Annotated in this window: 21 protein-coding genes; 16 read left to right on the top strand and 5 right to left on the bottom strand. The window is 59.1% G+C overall.

The window, feature by feature from the left end; translation table 11 throughout:
- Positions 1–62 precede the first annotated feature (62 nt).
- Together ACJ8PI_RS11405 and ACJ8PI_RS11400 are read left to right on the top strand one after the other, a co-directional pair.
- Positions 63–695, top strand: a complete 633-nt coding sequence (locus tag ACJ8PI_RS11405; protein WP_049234659.1) for a helix-turn-helix domain-containing protein — start codon at positions 63–65, stop codon at positions 693–695.
- A gap of 275 nt (positions 696–970) precedes the next feature.
- Positions 971–1,933: a hypothetical protein gene (locus ACJ8PI_RS11400; protein WP_442528114.1), complete on the top strand. Its 963-nt coding sequence runs from the start codon at positions 971–973 to the stop codon at positions 1,931–1,933.
- A gap of 47 nt (positions 1,934–1,980) precedes the next feature.
- On the opposite strand, the gene ACJ8PI_RS11395 is transcribed toward ACJ8PI_RS11400, so the two are convergent.
- A complete protein-coding gene (locus ACJ8PI_RS11395) occupies positions 1,981–2,415 on the bottom strand; it encodes a DoxX family protein (RefSeq protein WP_033635133.1) in 435 nt (144 codons plus the stop codon).
- Between the two features lie 217 nt (positions 2,416–2,632).
- Between ACJ8PI_RS11395 and ACJ8PI_RS11390 the strand changes: the two genes are divergently transcribed.
- From ACJ8PI_RS11390 to ACJ8PI_RS11380, 3 genes are all read left to right on the top strand, one after another.
- The gene (locus tag ACJ8PI_RS11390; RefSeq protein WP_015378375.1) at positions 2,633–2,833 is read left to right on the top strand and encodes a hypothetical protein; all 201 of its coding nucleotides are present in this window, start codon (positions 2,633–2,635) and stop codon (positions 2,831–2,833) included.
- A 76-nt stretch (positions 2,834–2,909) separates the two neighbouring features.
- Positions 2,910–3,305, top strand: coding sequence for a type II secretion system pilot lipoprotein GspS (gspS, locus tag ACJ8PI_RS11385; RefSeq protein ID WP_033653552.1), 396 nt, complete (start codon positions 2,910–2,912; stop codon positions 3,303–3,305).
- 114 nt (positions 3,306–3,419) lie between these two features.
- Complete coding sequence (locus ACJ8PI_RS11380) at positions 3,420–4,853, top strand: EmmdR/YeeO family multidrug/toxin efflux MATE transporter (RefSeq protein WP_033653553.1); 1,434 nt, start codon at positions 3,420–3,422, stop codon at positions 4,851–4,853.
- Positions 4,854–4,915: 62 nt separating this feature from the next.
- Here ACJ8PI_RS11380 and ACJ8PI_RS11375 read toward each other — a convergent pair whose 3' ends face one another.
- Positions 4,916–5,182: a hypothetical protein gene (locus ACJ8PI_RS11375; RefSeq protein ID WP_164134312.1), complete on the bottom strand. Its 267-nt coding sequence runs from the start codon at positions 5,180–5,182 to the stop codon at positions 4,916–4,918.
- Positions 5,183–5,957: 775 nt separating this feature from the next.
- On the opposite strand from ACJ8PI_RS11375, the gene ACJ8PI_RS11370 reads away from it, so the two are divergent.
- The 10 genes from ACJ8PI_RS11370 to ACJ8PI_RS11325 all read left to right on the top strand — a co-directional run bounded on the left by ACJ8PI_RS11370 (position 5,958) and on the right by ACJ8PI_RS11325 (position 14,450).
- Positions 5,958–6,482, top strand: a complete 525-nt coding sequence (locus tag ACJ8PI_RS11370) for a fimbrial protein (RefSeq protein WP_033635129.1) — start codon at positions 5,958–5,960, stop codon at positions 6,480–6,482.
- Between the two features lie 91 nt (positions 6,483–6,573).
- Positions 6,574–7,119, top strand: a complete 546-nt coding sequence (locus tag ACJ8PI_RS11365; RefSeq protein WP_033647884.1) for a fimbrial protein — start codon at positions 6,574–6,576, stop codon at positions 7,117–7,119.
- Between the two features lie 61 nt (positions 7,120–7,180).
- The gene (locus tag ACJ8PI_RS11360) at positions 7,181–9,706 is read left to right on the top strand and encodes an outer membrane usher protein (RefSeq protein WP_079656597.1); all 2,526 of its coding nucleotides are present in this window, start codon (positions 7,181–7,183) and stop codon (positions 9,704–9,706) included.
- Positions 9,707–9,739: 33 nt separating this feature from the next.
- A complete protein-coding gene (locus tag ACJ8PI_RS11355; RefSeq protein ID WP_033635126.1) occupies positions 9,740–10,498 on the top strand; it encodes a fimbria/pilus periplasmic chaperone in 759 nt (252 codons plus the stop codon).
- 48 nt (positions 10,499–10,546) lie between these two features.
- Positions 10,547–11,176 (top strand): fimbrial protein, encoded by a 630-nt coding sequence (locus ACJ8PI_RS11350; protein WP_194243208.1) that lies wholly within the window; start codon positions 10,547–10,549, stop codon positions 11,174–11,176.
- A 21-nt stretch (positions 11,177–11,197) separates the two neighbouring features.
- The gene (locus ACJ8PI_RS11345; RefSeq protein WP_039567081.1) at positions 11,198–11,680 is read left to right on the top strand and encodes a fimbrial protein; all 483 of its coding nucleotides are present in this window, start codon (positions 11,198–11,200) and stop codon (positions 11,678–11,680) included.
- 15 nt (positions 11,681–11,695) lie between these two features.
- The gene (locus ACJ8PI_RS11340; protein WP_050438937.1) at positions 11,696–12,187 is read left to right on the top strand and encodes a fimbrial protein; all 492 of its coding nucleotides are present in this window, start codon (positions 11,696–11,698) and stop codon (positions 12,185–12,187) included.
- 14 nt (positions 12,188–12,201) lie between these two features.
- Positions 12,202–12,744, top strand: a complete 543-nt coding sequence (locus ACJ8PI_RS11335; protein ID WP_371317395.1) for a fimbrial protein — start codon at positions 12,202–12,204, stop codon at positions 12,742–12,744.
- Positions 12,745–12,817: 73 nt separating this feature from the next.
- Positions 12,818–13,639 carry an MrpH family fimbial adhesin gene (locus ACJ8PI_RS11330; RefSeq protein ID WP_223181969.1) on the top strand — a complete coding sequence of 274 codons (822 nt, stop codon included), beginning with the start codon at positions 12,818–12,820 and terminating at the stop codon, positions 13,637–13,639.
- Between the two features lie 109 nt (positions 13,640–13,748).
- Positions 13,749–14,450 carry a helix-turn-helix transcriptional regulator gene (locus ACJ8PI_RS11325; RefSeq protein WP_080434115.1) on the top strand — a complete coding sequence of 234 codons (702 nt, stop codon included), beginning with the start codon at positions 13,749–13,751 and terminating at the stop codon, positions 14,448–14,450.
- Here ACJ8PI_RS11325 and ACJ8PI_RS11320 read toward each other — a convergent pair.
- A complete protein-coding gene (locus tag ACJ8PI_RS11320; protein WP_164134313.1) occupies positions 14,415–14,594 on the bottom strand; it encodes a hypothetical protein in 180 nt (59 codons plus the stop codon). The two genes, ACJ8PI_RS11325 and ACJ8PI_RS11320, sit on opposite strands and share 36 nt — an antisense overlap.
- 23 nt (positions 14,595–14,617) lie before the next feature.
- Between ACJ8PI_RS11320 and ACJ8PI_RS11315 the strand changes: the two genes are divergently transcribed.
- On the top strand, positions 14,618–14,902 hold the full coding sequence (locus ACJ8PI_RS11315) for a hypothetical protein (RefSeq protein ID WP_154611584.1): 285 nt from the start codon (positions 14,618–14,620) through the stop codon (positions 14,900–14,902).
- 101 nt (positions 14,903–15,003) lie between these two features.
- Here ACJ8PI_RS11315 and ACJ8PI_RS11310 read toward each other — a convergent pair whose 3' ends face one another.
- Entirely contained in the window at positions 15,004–17,376 is a 2,373-nt protein-coding gene (locus ACJ8PI_RS11310; RefSeq protein ID WP_060451670.1) for a glucose/quinate/shikimate family membrane-bound PQQ-dependent dehydrogenase, read from the bottom strand.
- 147 nt (positions 17,377–17,523) lie between these two features.
- Positions 17,524–19,653: a TonB-dependent receptor PqqU gene (gene pqqU / locus ACJ8PI_RS11305; RefSeq protein WP_368735069.1), complete on the bottom strand. Its 2,130-nt coding sequence runs from the start codon at positions 19,651–19,653 to the stop codon at positions 17,524–17,526.
- Between the last annotated feature and the right edge of the window lie 451 nt (positions 19,654–20,104).

Here is a 20,104-nt window from a genome sequence, read left to right as displayed (position 1 = left end):
TGTTGCCTGCGGGTAAGGTAATTTGCTGTTGGCAAAGATGACTGACGCGGGGGCCAACGGACATGAACGAGAAAATCGACTATCACATCGAGAAATACCATTTCGCGCCGCTGGATGAGGCCCCGCGGCTTGCGCACCAGTGGCGTGAGGTGCTGAACGAGTGCCGCGAGACGCAGGCCGGGGCGGAAGAGCGTCTGCGCATTGCGCTGCTCAACGTGGACTATGTGACCAGTTTCGAATTGCCGTTTCGCTTATTGCTGGTGCGGGCGCCGCAGCTGATCGCCGGCCTGCGCGATGAGCTGTCGATAAGTCAAAAAAATGTGGTGTTCAACGGCAAGCGTTTCGGCTGTGTCTACAGCCTGAAAAGCGATTTGAGCGGCGTGCCGGAGGCCTTTCAGTACGGCCTGTCGACCCGTATTCATCGAACCTCGGCGTCGGGCGTGGACGCGCTGCCTTACCGGGAAATCGCCAAGGCGCTCAAAGCGCCGCGTGAGCGGCTCAAGCTGGCGCTGGAGCAGGGGCTGCCGGTAACGGCGCTGGATGGATTGTTCTGGTTCGGCATCCAGCGCATTGCCGCCGAGGTGCGCAGGCTAAGAAAAACCGGCATGGCGATCGTGACGGCGGAAACCGAGATCTTCGACACCCTGACCGGCACGACGCGCAAGGTCCCGGTGTACCGCCTGGCCGAAAGTTAATGGCCGATAGCCGGCGGTTTATATTATGAGGCTTGATTCCCGCCGGTCTCCGCCTGGCTCTTCTACGATCCTTTTTTTACCCGCATCTCCTCGCCGTTCGGCAAGAAAACCGACGCGACGTATTCCTCAAACCTGACTCAGCGTTCGTTCTGCAGCGGCACAACACAGACGGCGGGCCATCGTCGATAGCCGGTGTCACGATGGTGTTTCCGGTGGTCGGCGCCGTTTGCCGCCCACCTTTGGCTAACATCGACGAGGGTTTGAAGGAGAAGAGTATGCTGAAACGTTTTGCACTGCTGTGCTGGCGCCTGATCGGCGCCAACGCTCTGGCGGCGGGCCCCAACGCCAATATCAAGTATTACGGCTATGACTGGCTGGACTTTTATGAAACTGCCACGCCGTCTTTCAGCGCCACAGAGGCGCTTAAGGCGATTACCGGCACCGGCTTCAGTATGACCAATCTGAACGTGGTGCACACGTTGGCAAGCCTCAATCTGCCCGTTTGCGCCGGTGGCACCTGCGCCGTGAACATTCAGGCTGGTTCGGGTGCGGTCTCGGGATCGCCGTTTATCGATATCTGCCCTGGCGCAGACTCGAACGGCAGTTGTCAGGCCGCGGGTTCCTGGAACGCCATTTGGACGGCGGTGAAAAAGATCGCCGAAGCCAAACATAAGCCCGGTGCCATTTATTTTATCGATGAGCCGTTCGACGTTCCCGCGTTACAGACCGCGGGGAAATACGACGCTTACCAATATTCAAGCTATGTTTGCACCCTGCGGCAGGCCATGCAGCAGTATGGCGTCGCGATCCCCATCTACACCATCTTGTCCTACCGGCATGCCAACAACGCCGAATGGATCCGTGAAATACAGCAGGGCGCGCCTGCGACCGCGTGTCCGGCCAACGTAAAAAGCACGCCCGATTGGGTTGGGGTGGATAACTACAACTGGTCGGTGGCGGATATGTGGAGTACCTACAACCGCCTGGCGCCGATAAGCGCAGCCGGACAAAAGTGGGTGTTGGTACCGCCTTCCACGGCATCGTTAGGAATGAACGACCAGCAACTGCACGCGCAAATTCAACTGTATTGGGATTTTATTAACCAATATCCCAATGCGCCTGTGGTTTACATCATGAACTGGCGGTTTGATCGCGAGGTTACCGAGAACCGTGCAGCCTACCCTCAATCGACCGCCTTACTGTCTTTCATGGCGAACACGCTGCTTGCCAAACCTTAGGCATGCAAAAAGGAGGTTCGAATCAGGAACCTCCTTTACAGTGCCGCTTACCGATAGGCTTCATTGCGCGCGATCGCGTATTTCCCGCTGCCCAGCAGCAGGATGACGACCCCACCCATAAAGAACACCAGTTCGTTTTCAATGCCCCAGGCGCCGACGTCGGTGACGGTAAACACCTTGCCGGTGCCCACCATCAGAAACGCCACCACCAGCGTGAGGGCGTAAACCAGCGCGGCGGGGCGGGTGAACAGCCCCAAAACGATCAGTATCGGCGCCAGGATCTCCCCTACATACACGCCATAGGCGATGAAGGCGGGCAGCCCCTGTTGTTGTAACGCATCGGCGATCCAGCCGACGCCATGCTGAATTTTCGCCACGCCGTGAAACAGCATCAGCCCGCCGAAGGTCAGTCTGAGCGCCAACTTACCGGCGTCCGGGCGATCAAAAAGGCGCGTGAATGCCGCATTCAGTGACTTAACCATGACCCTTCCTCCTGAATAGGAATGATTTTCAATCAATATATCAGCAAGGTGAATGCGAAAGATGTTCTGGATCAGTAAAACGGCGGGCTTTACGCCGAATCAGCGGGCGAGGTTCGGCGGGCATTGCGCACGGCAACGCAGGCTGTCCCCGCGACCCAAATCGCGGTAAAATGCAGCAGTTCACCCTATCGCATTCCATCAGGCCGTCGAACCCGCTATGAAAACGCGCAAACCGCGCCGTCCGCCCGGGCGGTGGATCTATTACATCCTGCATGAAGACATGCTGTGGCCCTGCCCGGTCAAATGGGAGTGGGAGAGCGGCTATAACGCCTGGCTGCCGTTTTACTATTCCCCCACGCTGGAGTTCGTCGCCGGCAACCCCGCCCGCGCCACCAAGGTCAGCAGCGGCCGGCGCTAAGCGTGTAGCCCGCCTTGCCGCCCGGCATTCGCTCACCTAAGATCATTGCATCACCCACAGGTTTCCGGGAGCGCCCATGTCTACTCTGTTTCGCACTTCTCTTTGCGGCGCGGTGGCGTTGCTGCTTGCGGGTTGTCAGCAGACGGCGCATAAACCGGCGCCGCCGCTGCAGGCGCAGTTGGATCACATCGCTCTGATGCTGGCCGGCGGGCATTTCCTGCGCGTGGCGTGCGGGCGCAGCGAAGTGCCGGACGATGTGAAATTGCAGCGCACCGCGATGCGTACGGCGCAGCACCGCGGCTGGGACACGCATGCGGCAGGGTATCGGCAGTTGCCGGCGCTCACCCAGGCGCGCTATCTGGCTCTGCAACAGGATAATCAGCTGCTGACGGATAAATGCGCCACGCTCAGCCGCAGCACCGCGCGCTTTATCGCGGCGGCGCAGGCCGATCAGGAAGACTACATGGAGTAGCGTTGCGGCAAGCCTGTCGGGTGCTCGTCACGGGCGCCCAAAAATTCTTTGCAGGATAACGATTTATCGATCATCATTTGAAATGATGTTTCACTTTTATCCACCGAGCCCACCTTGAACCTGTATGCCGCCCTGCGTCAGCGCGTGGAAAATACGCCCTGGTACGCCAAACGGAAAAGCTACCGCGTGCTGTTCTGGCGCGAGATCACGCCGCTGGCGGTGCCGATCTTCCTGGAGAACGCCTGCGTGCTGCTGATGGGGGTGCTGAGCACTTTTCTGGTGAGCTGGCTCGGCAAAGAGGCGATGGCCGGGGTGGGGCTGGCGGACAGCTTCAACATGGTGATCATCGCCTTTTTTGCCGCGGTGGATCTCGGCACCACCGTGGTGGTGGCCTTCAGCCTCGGCAAGCGGGATCGCAGGCGCGCGCGGGCGGCGGCGCGTCAGTCGCTGGTCTTGATGACCGGCGTGGCGCTGCTGTTGGCGGCGGGCATTCATCTGGCGGGCGAACCGATCATCGATGTGATCGCCGGCGCGGCCTCGCCGGAAGTGAAAGCGCTGGCGCTCTCTTACCTGCAGACCACGGTGTGGAGCTACCCGGCGGCGGCGATTGCGCTGATCGGCAGCGGCGCCCTGCGCGGCGCGGGCAACACCAAGATCCCGCTGCTGATCAATGGCGGCATGAATATCCTCAATATCATCATCAGCAGCATCCTGATTTACGGCATGCTGGGTTGGCACGGGCTGGGCTTCGTCGGCGCGGGGCTGGGGCTGACGATTTCCCGCTATATCGGCGCCATCGCCATTCTCTATGTGCTGGCGATCGGTTTTAACCCGGCGCTGCACATCACGCTGAAAAGCTATTTCACGCCGCTGAAGATGAGCATCCTGTGGGAAGTGCTGGGGATCGGCATTCCCGCCAGCGTTGAATCGGTATTGTTCAACGGCGGCAAGCTGTTGACGCAGATGTTCGTCGCCGGCATGGGCACCAACGTGATCGCCGGTAACTTCATCGCCTTCTCCATCGCTTCGTTGATCAACTTGCCGGGCAACGCGTTGGGATCGGCCTCGACCATCATCGTCGGCCGGCGGCTCGGCAAAGGCGAGATCGGCCAGGCGGAGCGGCAGCTGCGCCATATTTTCTGGCTGTCTACCCTTGGGCTAACCGCCATCGCCTGGGGCACGGCGCCGCTGGCCGGGGTATTCGCCGCGTTTTATACCTCGCAGGATGACGTGAAATCGGTGGTGAAAACCCTGATTTGGCTCAACGCCGCCTTTATGCCGATCTGGGCCGCTTCCTGGGTGTTGCCTGCCGGGCTGAAAGGCGCGCGCGATGCCCGCTTTGCCATGTGGGTGACGATGCTGGGCATGTGGGGTTGCCGCGTGGTGGCGGGCTACGCGCTGGGCATTGAACTGGGCATGGGCGTGGTGGGCGTCTGGTTGGGGATGTTCCTCGATTGGGCGGTGCGCGGCGCCTTGTTCTATTGGCGCATGGTCAGCGGGCGCTGGCTGTGGAAATATCCGCGGATGAGGCGAGAGAGGAAAGGTTAACCGTGTATTATCGGGGAACTGCCGGCGCCGATTGAACGGCCGCCGGCAAGAAAATGGCGTCGTCAGGAGTGGTGAGTCGAAGGATACCAGCGCAGTGAGTTATTGACAGGGCCTTGGGTGACCAGCACTTTTCCCTTGCCCGCCAGGCTCAGCAGCAAATTGCGCGCCTGATAAATCGTCAAGTCGTTGGACTCGGCCAATTGGCGCGTGGTGGGCCATTCGCCGGGCGGCGGCGTTTCCCTGGCTGAAGGGCACAGGTTGTGTAGCGTCGTGAGTAAATGTTGCTGCAGGTTCTGCAATTCTTGTTGTTTTGAGATGCGTTTTGCCATGTAAGCCTCCCTTAAACTTCAGGTGAGTTTTGATATAGCGGTAAAAGATGGGTCAGAGAATAGTGCCGGTTGCCGACAAGACGCTCCTGAGCTATTCCCGGACGGCCGTCTGAACCTGATATTTTCGCCGCTATAACCCGGCGGCGTGCAAGGGGCAGGATGGAGAATGCCGTTGCCGGGGGCCCGGCCGGCTGTGTGTATTGGCTGTATTTCATTGTTTTGCTCCATGGTGTACTTCCGAGCCTGGTTTTCACCTGTTCGGATCGTTAAGTATTCCTTCTCTTTGTCGGCGCATTATAACGCAAATAGCAAAATGGCGATCGTTAATGTCGTGGAAAATATGTTTTTCGATACAATTGACTGGTGTTATTGCTTTTACGATCTGTTGTCTCGCAAAAATATATTCGTCTCGTGGTTTTTGGGCTTATATTTTGTATTTATTGGTTTTGATTAAAATGGCTTTCCAAGGTGTGAGTGTTTTTGTAAGAATAACCAGGCCAAAATGAGCGGGTAAGACGGAACTTATTTTAAATATCTCTGAAGGGTAAGTCTTTAGACGATCTTTATTTAAGCGTGTTTTTCTTTTGCCTGTTTAGCTATTCGTTTATAACCCTAATTGGGTGGTAATAAATTGACAGTCGCGATTTCACAATTGCGACGTCTTTCTTTTTGGCGAAGAGTAATACCGTTATTCATTCTGGAATGTATAAATGGCTGTTAAAGGAACGGGAGCAATCCTGCGCTTTTTACACAATATTAAAGGAATAAGTGAATTATGAAACTGAACAAAATCATGCTGGCAACTGTTCTGGCGTTTGGCGTGTCTTCTCTGGCGAATGCCGCCGATCAGGGTCATGGCAAAGTGACTTTTACCGGTTCTATTATTGATGCTCCTTGCTCCATTGCGCCTGAATCGGTCGATCAAACTGTGGAAATGGGGCAGATTTCCAATGTCGCGCTGAAAAATGGCGGCAAATCAGCGCCGCGTCAGTTCGATATTAAACTGGAACAGTGCGACACCTCCACGCTGAAAACCGTCACCACCACTTTTGACGGCAAGGCTTCCGCCGCGAACCCTGATCTGCTGGGCATCATCGGTACCGCCAGCGGCGCCAGCATCGCCATTACCGACATGGCGAGCAATCCGATCAAACTGGGCACCGCAACGGCTCCTCAGACGTTGAACGACGGCAACAATACGCTGCGCTTCGCCGCTTACCTGCAGGGTGACGGCGCTTCCGCCACCGTGGTTCCAGGTGATTTCACCGCCGTAGCCGATTTCAAACTGGCTTACCAATAAGTCTCATCGCCATTGGCGTGACGTCTTTTATGCATGCGGGATATCCCGCATGCATTTTCCCAGGATGAAGGGTATTTGTCAGGGGTATTCAATGAACCGGTTTATTTACCATTTAGTGTCTCCTTGCATATTGATGACCATGCTAGTTATTCCGGCCACTCAGGCTGCTCCCAAGGTTCAGGGATGGGGGCGAGTGAATATGCAAGGAGCCATTATCGATACCGCTTGCGCCATTGCCGCCGGCAGTCGCGATCAGACTATCGATATGGATGTGTTGCCGCTGGGAAATATTGCGCGCGATGGACAGGGCAATACGCGCCCATTCACCATCGAATTAATCAACTGCACGTTTGAACGGCCAAAGCCCAATTTGCCGAACTGGAAGCAATTCCAGGTTGTTTTTGACGGCGATGCCGATGGCGAGTTATTCGGCGTGCGCGGAGACGCGAAGGGTGTGGCGCTGCAAATATCCGATGGCCAAGGGAATATCGCGGCGCCCGGTGTGCCTTTGCCGCGTGGCGATATTTCACCAGGAAGCATGTCGCTCAACTATTCCATCAAGCTGGTTGCCAATAAGCAACCGCTGCATGCCGGAAGCTATTTTTCTGCGGTGCGCTTCAAGCTGGATTATTACTGAAGTTTTTATTACGGCTTACGGTGGGCCGCAACGACGGAAATATACGATAAAGGTTAGGGATATGATGTTATCACCTGCTGGGAAGCTATTTCGATTTCAGGTTTTGGGGTTATGTATCACGCTGGCACTGGGAAGTTCATCAACGCGTGTTTACGCTGAAGACGGTATTCAATTTAATACCGACATTCTGGATGTTAACGATCGGAAAAATATCGACCTAAGCCAATTTTCCCGCAGCGGCTACATTATGCCGGGGAGTTACAGCATGGTGGTTCATATCAATAAAAACGAACTGCCGGAGCAAAAAATATCGTTTTATCCGCCGGACAGCGATCCGGACGGCAGCCGGGCCTGCATCACCAAAGCGTTGGTCGAACAATTGGGGCTGAAGCAAGAGATGATGCGATCGCTCAGCTGGTGGCATCAGGGTGAGTGTCTGGACGAATCCAGCCTGAAAGGCATGGCGTCGCGCGGCGATCTTGCGACGGCTGCGCTCTATCTGAGCGTGCCGCAGGCTTATATGGAGTACAGCTCGGAAGACTGGGATCCGCCGTCGCGCTGGGATGAGGGCATTCCGGGGTTGTTGTTCGACTATAACCTCAATGCTCAAAGCCGGCATCAGCAAAAGGAGGGCACTCGCGAGTATAGCGTCAGCGGCAACGGTACCGCCGGCGCCAATCTCGGCGCCTGGCGTCTTCGCGCCGACTGGCAGGGGCAGCTTAACCATCAAACCGGTGTCGGGCAGCCTACCGATAAGAAGTTGGAGTGGAGCCGCTATTACGCCTACCGCGCCATCCCCGCGCTGCGTTCGCGCCTGACGCTGGGTGAAGACTATTTGGATTCGGGCATTTTCGAGAGCTTCCGTTTTTCAGGCGCGAGTCTGGTCTCCGACGACAATATGCTGCCGCCCAACCTGCGCGGCTATGCGCCAGAGGTGGTCGGCGTGGCCAAAACCAACGCCAAGGTGACCATCAGTCAGCAGGGGCGGGTCATTTATGAAACCCAGGTGGCGGCGGGGCCGTTCCGTATTCAGGACATCAATGACGCCATCTCCGGCGAGTTGGATGTGCGGGTGGAAGAACAGGACGGCAGCGTACAGGCGTTCAAGATGAACACCGCCAGCATTCCGTATCTGACCCGCCCGGGCTCGTGGCGTTTCAAACTGGCGGCGGGCAAGCCGTCCGACTGGCAACACCACGCTCGTGGGCCGCTGTTTGGCACCGGCGAATTCTCATGGGGCATCAGCAACGGCTGGTCGTTGTATGGCGGCGCGTTGGCGGGCGGCGATTATAACGCCCTTTCGCTGGGCGTGGGGCGCGATCTGATGATGTTCGGCGCGCTGTCGTTCGACGCCACCCAATCGCGGGCGCGCCTGCCGCAGCAGGAAAAAACGCTGAGCGGCGGTTCTTACCGGGTGAGCTATTCGAAAACCTTCGATGAGTTGGACAGCCAGGTCACCTTCGCCGGCTACCGTTTCTCGCAAGAAGACTACATGAGCATGAGCGAATACCTCGACGCGCGTTATTACGGTAATCGGGTCGGCAACAACAAGGAGATGTACACCATCACCTTTAACAAGCAGTTCCGCGACTGGGGGTTGAGCACCTACCTCAACTACAACCATCAGACTTATTGGGATCGCCCGGCCAATGACCGTTACAGCCTGACGGCGTCGCGCTATTTCGACATCGCCGACTTCAAAAACCTGAGCCTGTCGTTGTCGGCTTATCGCAACCGTTACAACGAGACCAACGACGACGGCATGTATCTGTCGCTGTCAATGCCGTGGGGCAATGGTGCCACTCTCAGCTACAACACCACGGTGAATCGCAACGACAACACTCATCGCGTGGGGTACTACAACCGCGTCGACGAACACAACAACTATCAGGTGAGCGCCGGCAGCGCGCGTAGCGGCGCCAATTTGAACGGCTACTACAACCACGAGGGCGACGTGGCGCGTCTGAGCGCCAACGCCAGCTATCAGGCCGGGCGCTACAGCGCCGTTGGCCTGTCCGCGCAGGGAGGGATGACCGTCACGCAGGAAGGCGGCGCGCTGCATCGCTCTACCGTTATGGGCGGTACGCGCCTGTTGCTGGACACCAACGGCGTAGCCGGGGTACCGGTGCGCGGCTACGGCAGCACCGTGAGCACCAACCGCTTCGGCAAGGCGGTGGTGGCGGACGTCAACAGCTATTACCGCAACAAGGCCAGCATCGATCTGAACAAGCTGGGAGACAACGCCGAGGCCACCCGATCGGTGGTGCAGGCCACCCTGACGGAAGGGGCGATTGGCTACCGCAAGTTCGATGTGATCGCCGGTGAGAAGGCAATGGCGATCGTCAAACTGGCGGACGGCAGTACGCCGCCGTTCGGCGCTACGGTGTTGAACGCCCGCAAACAGGAAACCGGCATCGTCAACGACGGCGGCAGCGTCTACCTGAGCGGCATCAACGCCGGTGAAACCATGACGGTCCACTGGAATGGCGCCGCACAGTGCCAAATACAGCTGCCGTCTTCGCTGCCGGCCGACATGCTGATGCGCACATTGTTGCTGCCTTGCCGGCCGCTCGCCCCGGCTGAATAAATTCATCATTCTGAATCTGGAGTAATCGACAACATGCAGAACATTTCCCTGAAGACCGCGGCGGCGATCGCCCTGTTGAGCACAGCGATGTCGCAGCAGGCATCGGCGGCGATCGCGCTCGATCGTACCCGGGTGATCTTTGACGGCGGCCAGAGCTCGGTCAGCCTGAACCTCAGCAACCAGAACAAACAGCTGCCGTATCTGGCGCAGGGTTGGCTGGAGGACGAGCAGGGCAACAAGATTCAGAGCCCGCTGGTGGTGCTGCCGCCGGTGCAGCGCATCGAGCCGGGCAAACCGAGCCAGATAAAGATTCAGGCGCTGCCGGCGGCCAAACAGCTGCCGCAGGATCGCGAGAGCCTGTACTACTTCAATTTGCGCGAGATCCCGCCGAAGAGCGACAAACCGAACACGCTGCAGATCGCGCTGCAAACGCGCATCAAGCTGTTTTACCGGCCGACGGCGATCGTGCCGAGCCGCGCCGACATGGCGACGCCGTGGCAAGAGCAACTGACACTGACGCGGCAGGGAGACGGCTATCAGGTCAATAACCCGACCCCTTATTACATCACCATTGTCGATGCCGGGAGCAAAAAGCACGGCGAAGGCGCGCAGGGTTTCGAGCCCTTCATGATCGCGCCCAAGAGCAATGCGCGGCTGACCGTGAGCGCGGCGGCCCTGGGCGGCAGCCCGGTGCTGACCTATATCAACGACTATGGCGGCCGGCCGCAGCTCAGTTTCAGCTGCAGCGGCGGCAGTTGCAAAGTGGTGCCGGAAAAGAAACCGGCTTCATAACCCTCTGTTCAGGCCGTTATCGACGGGAGAGTGACTCAGGTGCAAAGGATGAAACGAAAACTGAAAAAGGACAGCCTGCCGCAGCGCTGCGAATGGCGCTATTACGCCGCGATGGGCGGCCTGGCGCTGATGTTGCCGCTGCTATTGCCGAAAGCCGTCGCGGCCGACAACTGGCAGGTGGAAGGCGCCAACGGCGTGTTGCAGGTACGCGGCGCGCTGACGGAGAGTGCCTGTCGGTTGGAGATGACCAGCGCGCGGCAGGATATTTGGCTGGGGGAAACCGGCACCGCACGCTTGCGGCAGGCCGGCGATCGCGGGCTGCCGGTGGCGTTCGAGCTGCGTCTGCAAGATTGTCTGCGCGCCTCGACCAGCCAGCGCGATGCGCGCACCGGCGCACTGACCTGGGCGCCGAACCAACCGGCGGTGACCGTCAGCTTCGGCGCGCCGGCGGATATGGACAACCCACAGTTGGTGAAAGCGCAGGGCGTGTCTGGTCTGGGGCTGCGCCTGCTGGACGGCCGCGGCCGCGACGTTCGCCTGGGCAGCCGCGGTGAGCCGCTGATGCTGACGCCGGGGCAGAATACCTTGAGCTACACCGTCGCGCCGGAGCGAACCGCGGCGCCGTTGATGGCCGGCGCTTATCGGGCGGCGGTGGATTTTAGGCTGAGTTATGACTGAGGCGGCGAGATGGCGCAGATGATGAAACGAAGCCGAACGGCGCTCTGGCTGGCGGGGCTGTTGGCGCTGGTTCAACTGTCGGCTGAGGCGAACACCCTGGTGAACGTGCGGGTCACCGTGCTTTCCCCTCCCTGCGTTATCAACGGTGGGCAGCCTATCGAGGTGAATTTCGGCGATGAAGTGATGACCACCCGGATCGACGGCAACAACTATCGGCGGCCGGTGAACTATACGCTGACGTGCAACGGGCAGAGCAGCAACGCTCTCAAACTGCAGGTTCAGGGGGCGGCGGCCGGTTTCGACGGTCAATTGTTGCGCACCAGCCAGGACGGACTGGGCATCGCGCTGCTTCACGGGGGCGGCCGCTGGCCGATCAATCAGTGGTTGAGTTTTACCTATCCCGTCACGCCGACGCTTGAGGCGGTGCCGGTGAAATCGGCCACTGCCAAACTGACGGCGGGCGAATTCACCGCCGGCGCGACGATGAAAGTGGACTATCAGTAACGCAGGAGCTAGAGCATGAAACAGCGTTTAACGGCGAGCGTGCTGCTGTGCGCCGGCGTGGTGTGCCACTTCGCCTGGGCGGAAAAAACGGTCGATATGCAGTTCCGCGGCACGCTGATCGAGCCGCCGCCCTGCACCATCAACGATGATGGCGTGATCGATGTGGATTTCGGCGATCGCGTCGGTATCAATAAGGTCGACGGCGTGAATTACCGGCAAACCATCGGCTATCGCATTACCTGCGAGCCGGGGATCGGCAAGTGGGACATGATGTTGCGCCTGAACGGCACGGCGACCTCTTTCGATGAGGCGGCGGTGCAAACCAACCACCGTTATCTGGGCATTCGCATTTACCAAAATGCCGCGCCATTCAAAGTGGGCAGTTCGCTGCCCATCGATCCGCTCAAGCCGCCGGTGCTGGAAGCGGTGCCGGTCGGCAAGGCGGGGGAAACCTTGACGGAAGGGGCGTTCGACGCCACGGCGACCCTGCAGGCTGACTACCAGTGAAGGAGGGAACACGTATGAAAATGACGCCAAGACGCCGCTGGGCGACGGCGGGGCTGTTGCTGTTTTCACTGGGCGCGAGCGGCATGGTGCGAGCGGCGGACAATCTGTATATGCACGGCGCGCTGGTGGCGGAGCCCTGTGTCATTCAGCCGGGCGACGAAGATATCCAACTGGATTTCGGCACTGTGGTCGACAAATACCTGTACCTGAATCAGCGCACGTTGAGCCAACCGTTCGAGCTGCGGCTGTCCGAATGCGATCTGAGTCTGGGAAAAACGGTGTCGATCACCTTCAAGGGCGAGGAAAACCCGCAGTTGCCGGGGTTGTTGGCGCTGGCGGCGAGCAGCGAGGCCAGCGGGATCGCCATCGGCATGGAAACCGCGCAAGGGCGGCCATTGCCGCTCAACAGCGCCGGCGGCAAATACCCGTTGCAGAACGGCAGTACGGTGATCGCCGTGCAGGCTTATGTGCGGGGCGAACCGGAGGCGCTGGCGAAGAAGACCATCGGTCGCGGCGCGTTCAACGCCATTGCGACTTTCAACCTGGACTATCAATAAACGCCGGGCCGGCCCGGTATTCGGTAAAACAGAATAAGGACCTGACGCGATGCAGCGTGCTCACTTCAGATGGATGTCTCTACTGCTTGGCCTGGCGCCGGGGCTGTGCTCGGCACAAATCTATTCGTACGTCACCCAAAGCACCGGCTCTCCCTCCAACGCTAGCTATAAGTTCGTGCTTGAAAGCTGGGATATGGACGACCTGTCGCCCAATCCCTGCTATCAGCAGGCAAATTGCGCCATCGGCATTAACCACCGGCATACCAGCACCAACACCGGGGGCACATCTTCGGTGTCACCGTCTGCCTACGTTGTTGGCTCGACGCGTTATCCGCAAATTACTCAGTTGGCGACGATGGGCGAGCTCAGCCGTTTTTATCAAAGCATCTATCCGTTGCCGATACAGGGGAGCACTTCGCACGTAGGGGAGTCGATCACTCAGGAGTGCGTCGGGTTGTTTTACAACACGCGCTCCGGTTCCGCGGTAACGGGGAGCAATGCGCGCCTGATGCCCAGCAGCGTCTGCGGCATCGCGCCGCCGCCGGTCGGGGTGTGCGGCATTGATGAGCAGCAGCTCGATTTGAACCATGGCGTGCTGCAGGACACTGAACTGGCGGGTAATACCGCGCGCGGCAGTCTGCGGGTGGTGTGTTCGCAGAAGATGAATATTGTCATGTATATCCGCACCGGCAGCAGCGGCCGTTTGGATCTGGGCAACAACTCGGGCGTCTACAGCACGCTGCGCATCAATGGCGTGTTGGGCAATCAGGGGTATCCGTTCACTGCCGACACGAGCGGCATCACGTTGCCGGTCACTTCAACGCTCGGCGTGACCGGAACGGTCAAAGCCGGTGATTACTCTGGGCAGTCGGTCGCCATTCTGGCGCTGCCGTAGCCGCTTGGTCGCGTTTAAGGCCGCGTATCACCGCAAGGCCGTCATCGGTCTTTTTATCGCTGATAAGCGGAAAGGATGACGTGCATCTGGGTGCGAAAAGGGAGATTTCATGGAGAAGGTACCGATGGGGAATAGTCTGTCCCTGGCGTTCATCGATAACGACCGCTTTTTTATTGAAGGGCTGCAGCGGGTGCTGCTGCCTTATTTTGCCCGCAGGGCGATTCCGGTTCGATTGCTGGATCCCGCCGCGGCGGCGCAGGCGGATATGGTGTTCCAGTCCGTGGAAAGGGATTGGCAGGCGCGATTCTGCCTGCGTGCCGCGGAGGGCGGTAAACAGATTAATTTTTCTCTGCGTGCGCCGGATGACACCCGTTGGCGCGACAAGCCGCGCTGCATCAGCGAATCGGGTGTGATCTTTCGCAACGATACGATCGGCCTCGTGCTGAGCCGGGTGGAACAGGCGCTGGCGTTGCAGACGTCTGATAGCGAAGCGCGCCGCTGTTATTGGTGCGAGCGGCAGCGCATTACCCGCCGCGAACAGGATGTGATGCGCTATCTGGCCTGGGAAATGCCGCCGACGGCGATAGCGCGTTATTTGGCGTTGAGCGTGAAGACCGTCAGTAACCACAAACAGGCAGCGATGAGAAAACTGGGGTTCAAACGCAACGTCGATTTATACCACTGGCTGCGGCAAGGGGGCCTGAAAACCGTAGAGCGGTCGCGAGGAGAGGGGTGCGGTTCAGGTGCGCGGCTTGGCGCCGGAACCGCTGCGGCGTCAATACAGCAGCGTCATCGCGCTGAAGAACAGTAGCGTCAACACGATGATGATGACGTTTTGTGTGGCTTTGCGCACCAGTTTGCTGGCGCTCAGCCGGCTGTCGATGATGTAGAGCAGCGGCACCATAAACAGCACGTAGGCGAACATCAGCATGGCGGTAAAGGGCTGCAGGTTCATTCATGCTCCTCTTGTGCGTCATCATGGCCGACCAAGTGCACCAGCACGGCCTCCGTCTGATGGGGCAAACCAATAAAATGCGCAGTGGCGGGGGAGTTCGCCGCGAGCGGCAGAGCGGCGCGCCGCGTCTTCACCGCCGCTTGCAGAATTTTCTTTCGATGCTTCCGAGTATGGTCGACCATGCGCCTCCGAATAAAGCCGCCCGCAGGCGGCCGATCGTTGTATTGCCCATTAAGCTGGAGAAGGATTTCGGGCCGCTGCCGGGGCCACGCACCCATAATATTGCGAATGATAACCATTATCAATAATGAGAGTGAAAAAATTAAGGGTATTACGAGGGGCAGTCGGCGGGGCGGGAAAAGAAAAAGCACGCCTTGCGGCGTGCTTTGCGTGGTATTAACTGCAGCGGTTACTTCTGGTCGGGCAGGGCGTAAGCGACCAGATAGTCACCCAGCTTGGTGCCGAAGGAACCGTGGCCGCCGGCGAAGATCAGCACGTACTGCTTGCCGTTGACCTCATAGGTCATCGGCGTCGCCTGGCCGCCGGCCGGCAAGCGCGCTTCCCACAGTTTTTCACCGTTGGTCACGCTAAAGGCGCGCAGGTAGTTGTCTGCGGTGGCGCCGATGAAGAACACGTTACCGGCGGTGGTCACCGGGCCGCCCAGCATCGGCATGCCCATTTTGAACGGCAGCGGTAGCGGGGAGCTGTCGCGCACGGTGCCGATGCGTTTTTTCCACACGATGTCGTTGGTTTTCAGATCCACGGCGGAAATGTAACCCCAGGCCGGCTGTTTGCACGGCAGACCGAACGGTGACAGGAACGGGTTCAGGGTCACGCCGAACGGTACGCCATACTGCGGCTGCACGCCGGACTCGGTGCCGCTGCCGCCCTTGTCGCCTTCCGGCGGCTCAATCGGGTTGCCTGGGCCGCGTGGGATCAGCTTGGACACGAACGGCAGCGCGATCGGGTTGGCGATGGCGATTTCGCGATCGGTATCGACGGCCAGGCCGCCCCACTCGAACATGCCGAGGTTACCCGGGAACACCAGCGTGCCCTGCTCGGACGGCGGGGTGAAGGTGCCTTCGTAACGCAGGCTGTGGAACATCACGCGGCAGACCAGCTGGTCATAGATGGTCGCGCCCCACATGTCCGCACCGGTCAGTTTCTTCTCAGGACGGAAGGTCAGCTCGGAGAACGGCTGGGTCGGCGACAGGCGGTCGCCTTTGGCCGGGCCCTGCGGTACCGGTTTCTCCGGCGCCGGCACCACCAACTCGCCGTTGGTGCGGTTCAGCACGAAGATGTTGCCGGTTTTGGTCGGCACGTAGATGACCGGCACTTTTTTACCGCTCTTGTCGGTAATGTCCGCCAGGGTCGGCTGCGCCGGCACGTCCATATCCCACAGGTCGTGGTGTACCGTCTGATAGAACCAGGCCAGCTTGCCGGTGGAGGCGTTCAGCGCCAACAGGCCGCTGGCGTAGCGCTCCATTTCCGGGGTGCGATCGCCGCCCCAGATGTCCGGCGTGGAAACGCCCATCGGCAGATAGACGATATCCAGCTTGGCGTCATAGGCGGCCGGCGCCCAGGAGTTCGGCGAGTTCGGCACGAAGTGATGCTCGTCCGCCGGGATGGCGTTCGGATCTTTCGCGCCCGGATCGAAGGCCCACAGCAGCTTGCCGCTGTTGACGTCGAAGCCGCGAATGACGCCGGAAGGCTCGCGGTTGGAGTAGTTGTCGGTCACGGCGCCGGCGATGACGATCACTTTATCGGTGATCACCGGCGGCGAAGTCGGCTCGTAGTGGCCCGGCGTCGCATACGGCATGTTGCTCTGCAGGTTCAACTCGCCGTTGTTGGCGAAGTCCGGGCACGGTTTGCCGGTGTCGGCGTCCAGCGCGAACAGGCGGCCGTCGTTGACCGGCAGAATGATGCGGCGTGCGCACATCGCCGGTGCAGCATCGCCGGCGGCGCCCGCGGCTGCAGCGGTTTCGTGGTAAGACACGCCGCGGCAGGTGATGTGCTGGAAGGTCGGGTTGTACTTCAGCTGCGGATCAAATTTCCACTTTTCTTTACCGGTGGCGGCATCCAGCGCGAACAGCTTCTGGTGCGGCGTACACATGTAAAGGGTATCGCGGATCTTGATCGGCGTGACTTCGTTGGTGATCTCACCCGGATCGTTGGCGGTCTTCAGATCGCCGGTCTGGAAACGCCAAATCTCTTGCAGCTGGCCAACGTTTTTGTCGTTGATCTGGCTCAGCGGCGAGTAACGGGTGCCTTCCTGGGTGCGGCCATAGGCCGGCCAGTCGGCGCCGTTGGCGTCTTTCGGCTGCACCTGCGCGGCGTCGAGAGTGCCGTTGATCTCTTGCGGATCGTTGAATACGGCATAGGCCAGTGCGATGACGGTGATTGCCAGCGCCGCGCTCAGCGCACCATAGGCGAACTTGCCGTTGGCGACCAGCTTACGGTAGATAAACGGCAGCACCAGCCACAGGCCGAAGAAGAAGGTGACGTCCAGGCGCGGCGTCAGCGCCCAGAAGTCCGGGCCGACTTCCCACAGGGCCCAAATAGTGGTGCCCAGCAGGAATACCGCGTACAGCAGCAGCGCGGTGGCGCGGCGGCGGAACAGCAGCCAGGAGGTCGCCAGCAGCACCAGCCCGGCGATGATGTAATACAGCGAACCGCCCAACTTGGCCAGCCAAATGCCGCCGCCGAGCAGATAAAGCCCGCTCAGCGCGGCAAATAGCGCCGTTATGACGATAAGCGGCGATAGTGACGCTTTATTTTGCATAGCAATACCCTTACCAAAAATGAAAGTCCCCGATTTAGAGATTAAGCCAAATCGGAAAAAACACGCGGTTTATCCCTAATATTTCAGCGGGAAGCCGCTAGGGTGACGTAAAACCCATCCCGTTTTTTAACCTTAAGGTGCTTTGCCTTATTCAAAGCGGTAAGACAAGGTGGCGCCGCCACCCCAGTTGCGACCCGGCGCCGGCTCGAAATAGCGGCCGTTGCCTTCGTTGACGATCACCGAACCGACGTAACGGCGATCGAACACATTGTCTACCCGGCTGAACACGTCCAGCGCCCAGCGGTTCCAGGTAAAGCGATAACCGGCGTTTACGCCGGCCACGGTGTAAGAGGGCGCCTGCGCGCTGTTGGCGTCGTTAGCCTGAATGTCGCTCATGTAGCGCAGCTCCGCGCCGGCGTGCCAGCCTTCCGGCGGCGCCCAGGCCAGCGAGGCGTAGCCCATATTGCGTGCGATGCCCGGCAGGCGATTGCCGGCGGGAGTACAGCCGGATTTACCGCACATATCGCTGCGGTAGGTGGCGTCCAGCAGCGTCCAGGCCATATTCAGGCGCCAGTCCAGCGCAAACTCCTGATTCAGCGCCAGTTCGAGGCCACGCCGCCGGGTTTTGCCGGCGTTGGCATAGCTGGTGCGCCCGCCGCTGCTTTCCGCCACCACCAGTTCGTTGTCGGTCTCGGTCTGGAACAGGGCGGCGCTCACCAGGCCGTTGCCGAGGCGCAGCTTGCTGCCCAGCTCGACGGTGTCGCTGGTAGACGGCTGCAGGCCGATGTTGAGGCCCGCCTGGCCGTCGGGGCGGTATGAGAGCTCGTTGATGGTGGGGGTTTCAAAGCCGCGGCCGGCGGAGAGATAAAGGTTCCACGCCGGATTGATCTTGTAGTTGAGCGAGCCCATCGGCAGCCACTGGTGGTAACGCTTGCTGCCGCTGTCGTCGCCGTTGCGCGGCGTGATGTAATAGTCGGTCGAGTCGAAGCTGACCGTGCTGTAGCGCAGGCCGGCATCCAGCGTCCAGTGCGGCGTCAGTTGCCAGGAGGTTTGCAGGTAAGGATCCAGGTTCCAGATGCGGTTCTTCTCGTTGCGCCGCTGGTCGCCTTTCTCGCCGTAGTCCACTGTGCCGTCTCGCAGAATAAAGTTTTCGAACCCCTGCCGGCGTTCGGTCATGGTTTCATAATCCAGACCGCCGATCAGTGTTACCGGTAACGATGCGAGAGTATCCTCATGCTTCCAGCGAGTGTCAATGCCCTGATATTTTCTTTCCAGCACGATCACCCCGCCGGCGTGGGTGGGGTTGAGCTGCGGCCCCATCGGGATCGATTGGTACTGCGTGGTGTGGCGCTCGCCGTGGTAGGCGGTCAGGGTCAGTTCGTCGCGCTCGCTCATCTGGCGCTGATAGCGCAGGCCGGCCTGGGTCTGGTCGAGCGATTTGCGGGTGTTGTATTGATCCGCGCGCGGCGCCTGGCGCGGGTTTTCCTTCCATTCCGCCTCGGTCAGGCCGCCCGGATCGCTGGCGTCAATCGAGACGCTGTTGAACATCAGCGTCAGGGTGCTGACGTCGTCCAGCCGCACGCCGAGCTTGCCGTTGCCGAGGTTTTTCCGCGCGGCGCTGTGATCGCGGTAGCCCTGGGTGGTAAAGCGGGTGCCGGAGATGGCGTAGTTGACGTCGCCGGCCTGGGTGCCGTCGCCGGTGGCGCCGGTCGCTTTCACCCCGTAGCGCCAGGTGTTGTCGCTGCCGAAATAGCCGCCGGCTTCCAGCGTCGGCGGCTGGGTGCCGGTAATGGTGTCAACATTGATGACCCCGCCCGAGGCGTTGCCGTACAGCGCGGAATAGGGGCCGCGCAGCACCTCGATACGTTCGACGGAATTGATGTCGATATTGGAGGTTTGCCCCTGGCCGTCGGGCATGGTGGCGGGAATGCCGTCGACGTACATGCGCACCCCGCGCACGCCGAACATCGAGCGGCTACCGAACCCGCGTATCGACAGCTGCAGATCCTGCGCATAGTTTTGCCGGTTTTGGATCTGCAGGCCCGGCACGCTGCCGAGGTTTTCCGACAGGTTAATCTGCGGCGCGGCGTTGCGCAGGTCTTCGCCGTCGATCACGCTGACGGAGACCGGCGACCCCAGCTCCGTCAATCCGGTGGGTTGCGCCATCACCACCAGGGTGTCGCTGTCTTTTTGCTCCGCCGCCAGGGCCGAGCCGATACAGATCGGCTGCAGCAATAACAGGGTTGCCGGGGTCAAGGCGGGACGTTTTTTATTCATCAGATAATTCTGCCAATAATGCTGAAAGAGTTGCCCGCAAGGGGGCGAAAATAGCCATTTTTGACTCCCTGTACCGGCATTCAAGGGGAAGGAAACTGCATCCTGCAAAGAGTATAGGATATTCCGATATCGTATGCTTTGGAATAGCGCAGCCGAAAGAGGCGTGTTTTCAATTAAGAAAATTCTCTATTCAATAGCGATGTGCCGGGCGTTTTTAAATTACCCAGGCTTATATTAAACATAATCCTATTCGTTTTTTTAATTTGTTTATCTCATTTATTTTATTAATGAATGCAATGTGGTTAATTCATTAGTGGAAAATAAAAACATATTATATATGATTGATTTTTATCATATTTATTTATTTGTATTTTTGTGGCTTTATTTTTTATAAAAATAAAATAATATTCCCTCTTATGTTTTTTAGGTTTTCAGTTAACAGCTCAATCGT

Origin of the sequence: Serratia sp. CY82433 (assembly GCF_052166535.1) — a bacterium.
GTDB classification, from domain to species: domain Bacteria; phylum Pseudomonadota; class Gammaproteobacteria; order Enterobacterales; family Enterobacteriaceae; genus Serratia; species Serratia sarumanii.
Note: the sequence above shows the minus strand (reverse complement) of the source record. Positions and strands in the feature narration are given on the sequence as shown.

Excerpts from the sequence above, each read along its gene's own strand:
- ACJ8PI_RS11405 (WP_049234659.1), top strand. The coding sequence starts at position 63 with ATGAACGAGAAAATCGACTATCACATCGAGAAATACCATTTCGCGCCG.
- ACJ8PI_RS11400 (WP_442528114.1), top strand. The coding sequence starts at position 971 with ATGCTGAAACGTTTTGCACTGCTGTGCTGGCGCCTGATCGGCGCCAAC.
- ACJ8PI_RS11395 (WP_033635133.1), bottom strand. The coding sequence starts at position 2,415 with ATGGTTAAGTCACTGAATGCGGCATTCACGCGCCTTTTTGATCGCCCG.
- ACJ8PI_RS11390 (WP_015378375.1), top strand. The coding sequence starts at position 2,633 with ATGAAAACGCGCAAACCGCGCCGTCCGCCCGGGCGGTGGATCTATTAC.
- gspS (WP_033653552.1), top strand. The coding sequence starts at position 2,910 with ATGTCTACTCTGTTTCGCACTTCTCTTTGCGGCGCGGTGGCGTTGCTG.
- ACJ8PI_RS11375 (WP_164134312.1), bottom strand. The coding sequence starts at position 5,182 with ATGGCAAAACGCATCTCAAAACAACAAGAATTGCAGAACCTGCAGCAA.
- ACJ8PI_RS11370 (WP_033635129.1), top strand. The coding sequence starts at position 5,958 with ATGAAACTGAACAAAATCATGCTGGCAACTGTTCTGGCGTTTGGCGTG.
- ACJ8PI_RS11365 (WP_033647884.1), top strand. The coding sequence starts at position 6,574 with ATGAACCGGTTTATTTACCATTTAGTGTCTCCTTGCATATTGATGACC.
- ACJ8PI_RS11360 (WP_079656597.1), top strand. The coding sequence starts at position 7,181 with ATGATGTTATCACCTGCTGGGAAGCTATTTCGATTTCAGGTTTTGGGG.
- ACJ8PI_RS11355 (WP_033635126.1), top strand. The coding sequence starts at position 9,740 with ATGCAGAACATTTCCCTGAAGACCGCGGCGGCGATCGCCCTGTTGAGC.
- ACJ8PI_RS11350 (WP_194243208.1), top strand. The coding sequence starts at position 10,547 with ATGAAACGAAAACTGAAAAAGGACAGCCTGCCGCAGCGCTGCGAATGG.
- ACJ8PI_RS11345 (WP_039567081.1), top strand. The coding sequence starts at position 11,198 with ATGAAACGAAGCCGAACGGCGCTCTGGCTGGCGGGGCTGTTGGCGCTG.
- ACJ8PI_RS11340 (WP_050438937.1), top strand. The coding sequence starts at position 11,696 with ATGAAACAGCGTTTAACGGCGAGCGTGCTGCTGTGCGCCGGCGTGGTG.
- ACJ8PI_RS11335 (WP_371317395.1), top strand. The coding sequence starts at position 12,202 with ATGAAAATGACGCCAAGACGCCGCTGGGCGACGGCGGGGCTGTTGCTG.
- ACJ8PI_RS11330 (WP_223181969.1), top strand. The coding sequence starts at position 12,818 with ATGTCTCTACTGCTTGGCCTGGCGCCGGGGCTGTGCTCGGCACAAATC.
- ACJ8PI_RS11325 (WP_080434115.1), top strand. The coding sequence starts at position 13,749 with ATGGAGAAGGTACCGATGGGGAATAGTCTGTCCCTGGCGTTCATCGAT.
- ACJ8PI_RS11320 (WP_164134313.1), bottom strand. The coding sequence starts at position 14,594 with ATGAACCTGCAGCCCTTTACCGCCATGCTGATGTTCGCCTACGTGCTG.
- ACJ8PI_RS11315 (WP_154611584.1), top strand. The coding sequence starts at position 14,618 with ATGGCCGACCAAGTGCACCAGCACGGCCTCCGTCTGATGGGGCAAACC.
- ACJ8PI_RS11310 (WP_060451670.1), bottom strand. The coding sequence starts at position 17,376 with ATGCAAAATAAAGCGTCACTATCGCCGCTTATCGTCATAACGGCGCTA.
- pqqU (WP_368735069.1), bottom strand. The coding sequence starts at position 19,653 with ATGAATAAAAAACGTCCCGCCTTGACCCCGGCAACCCTGTTATTGCTG.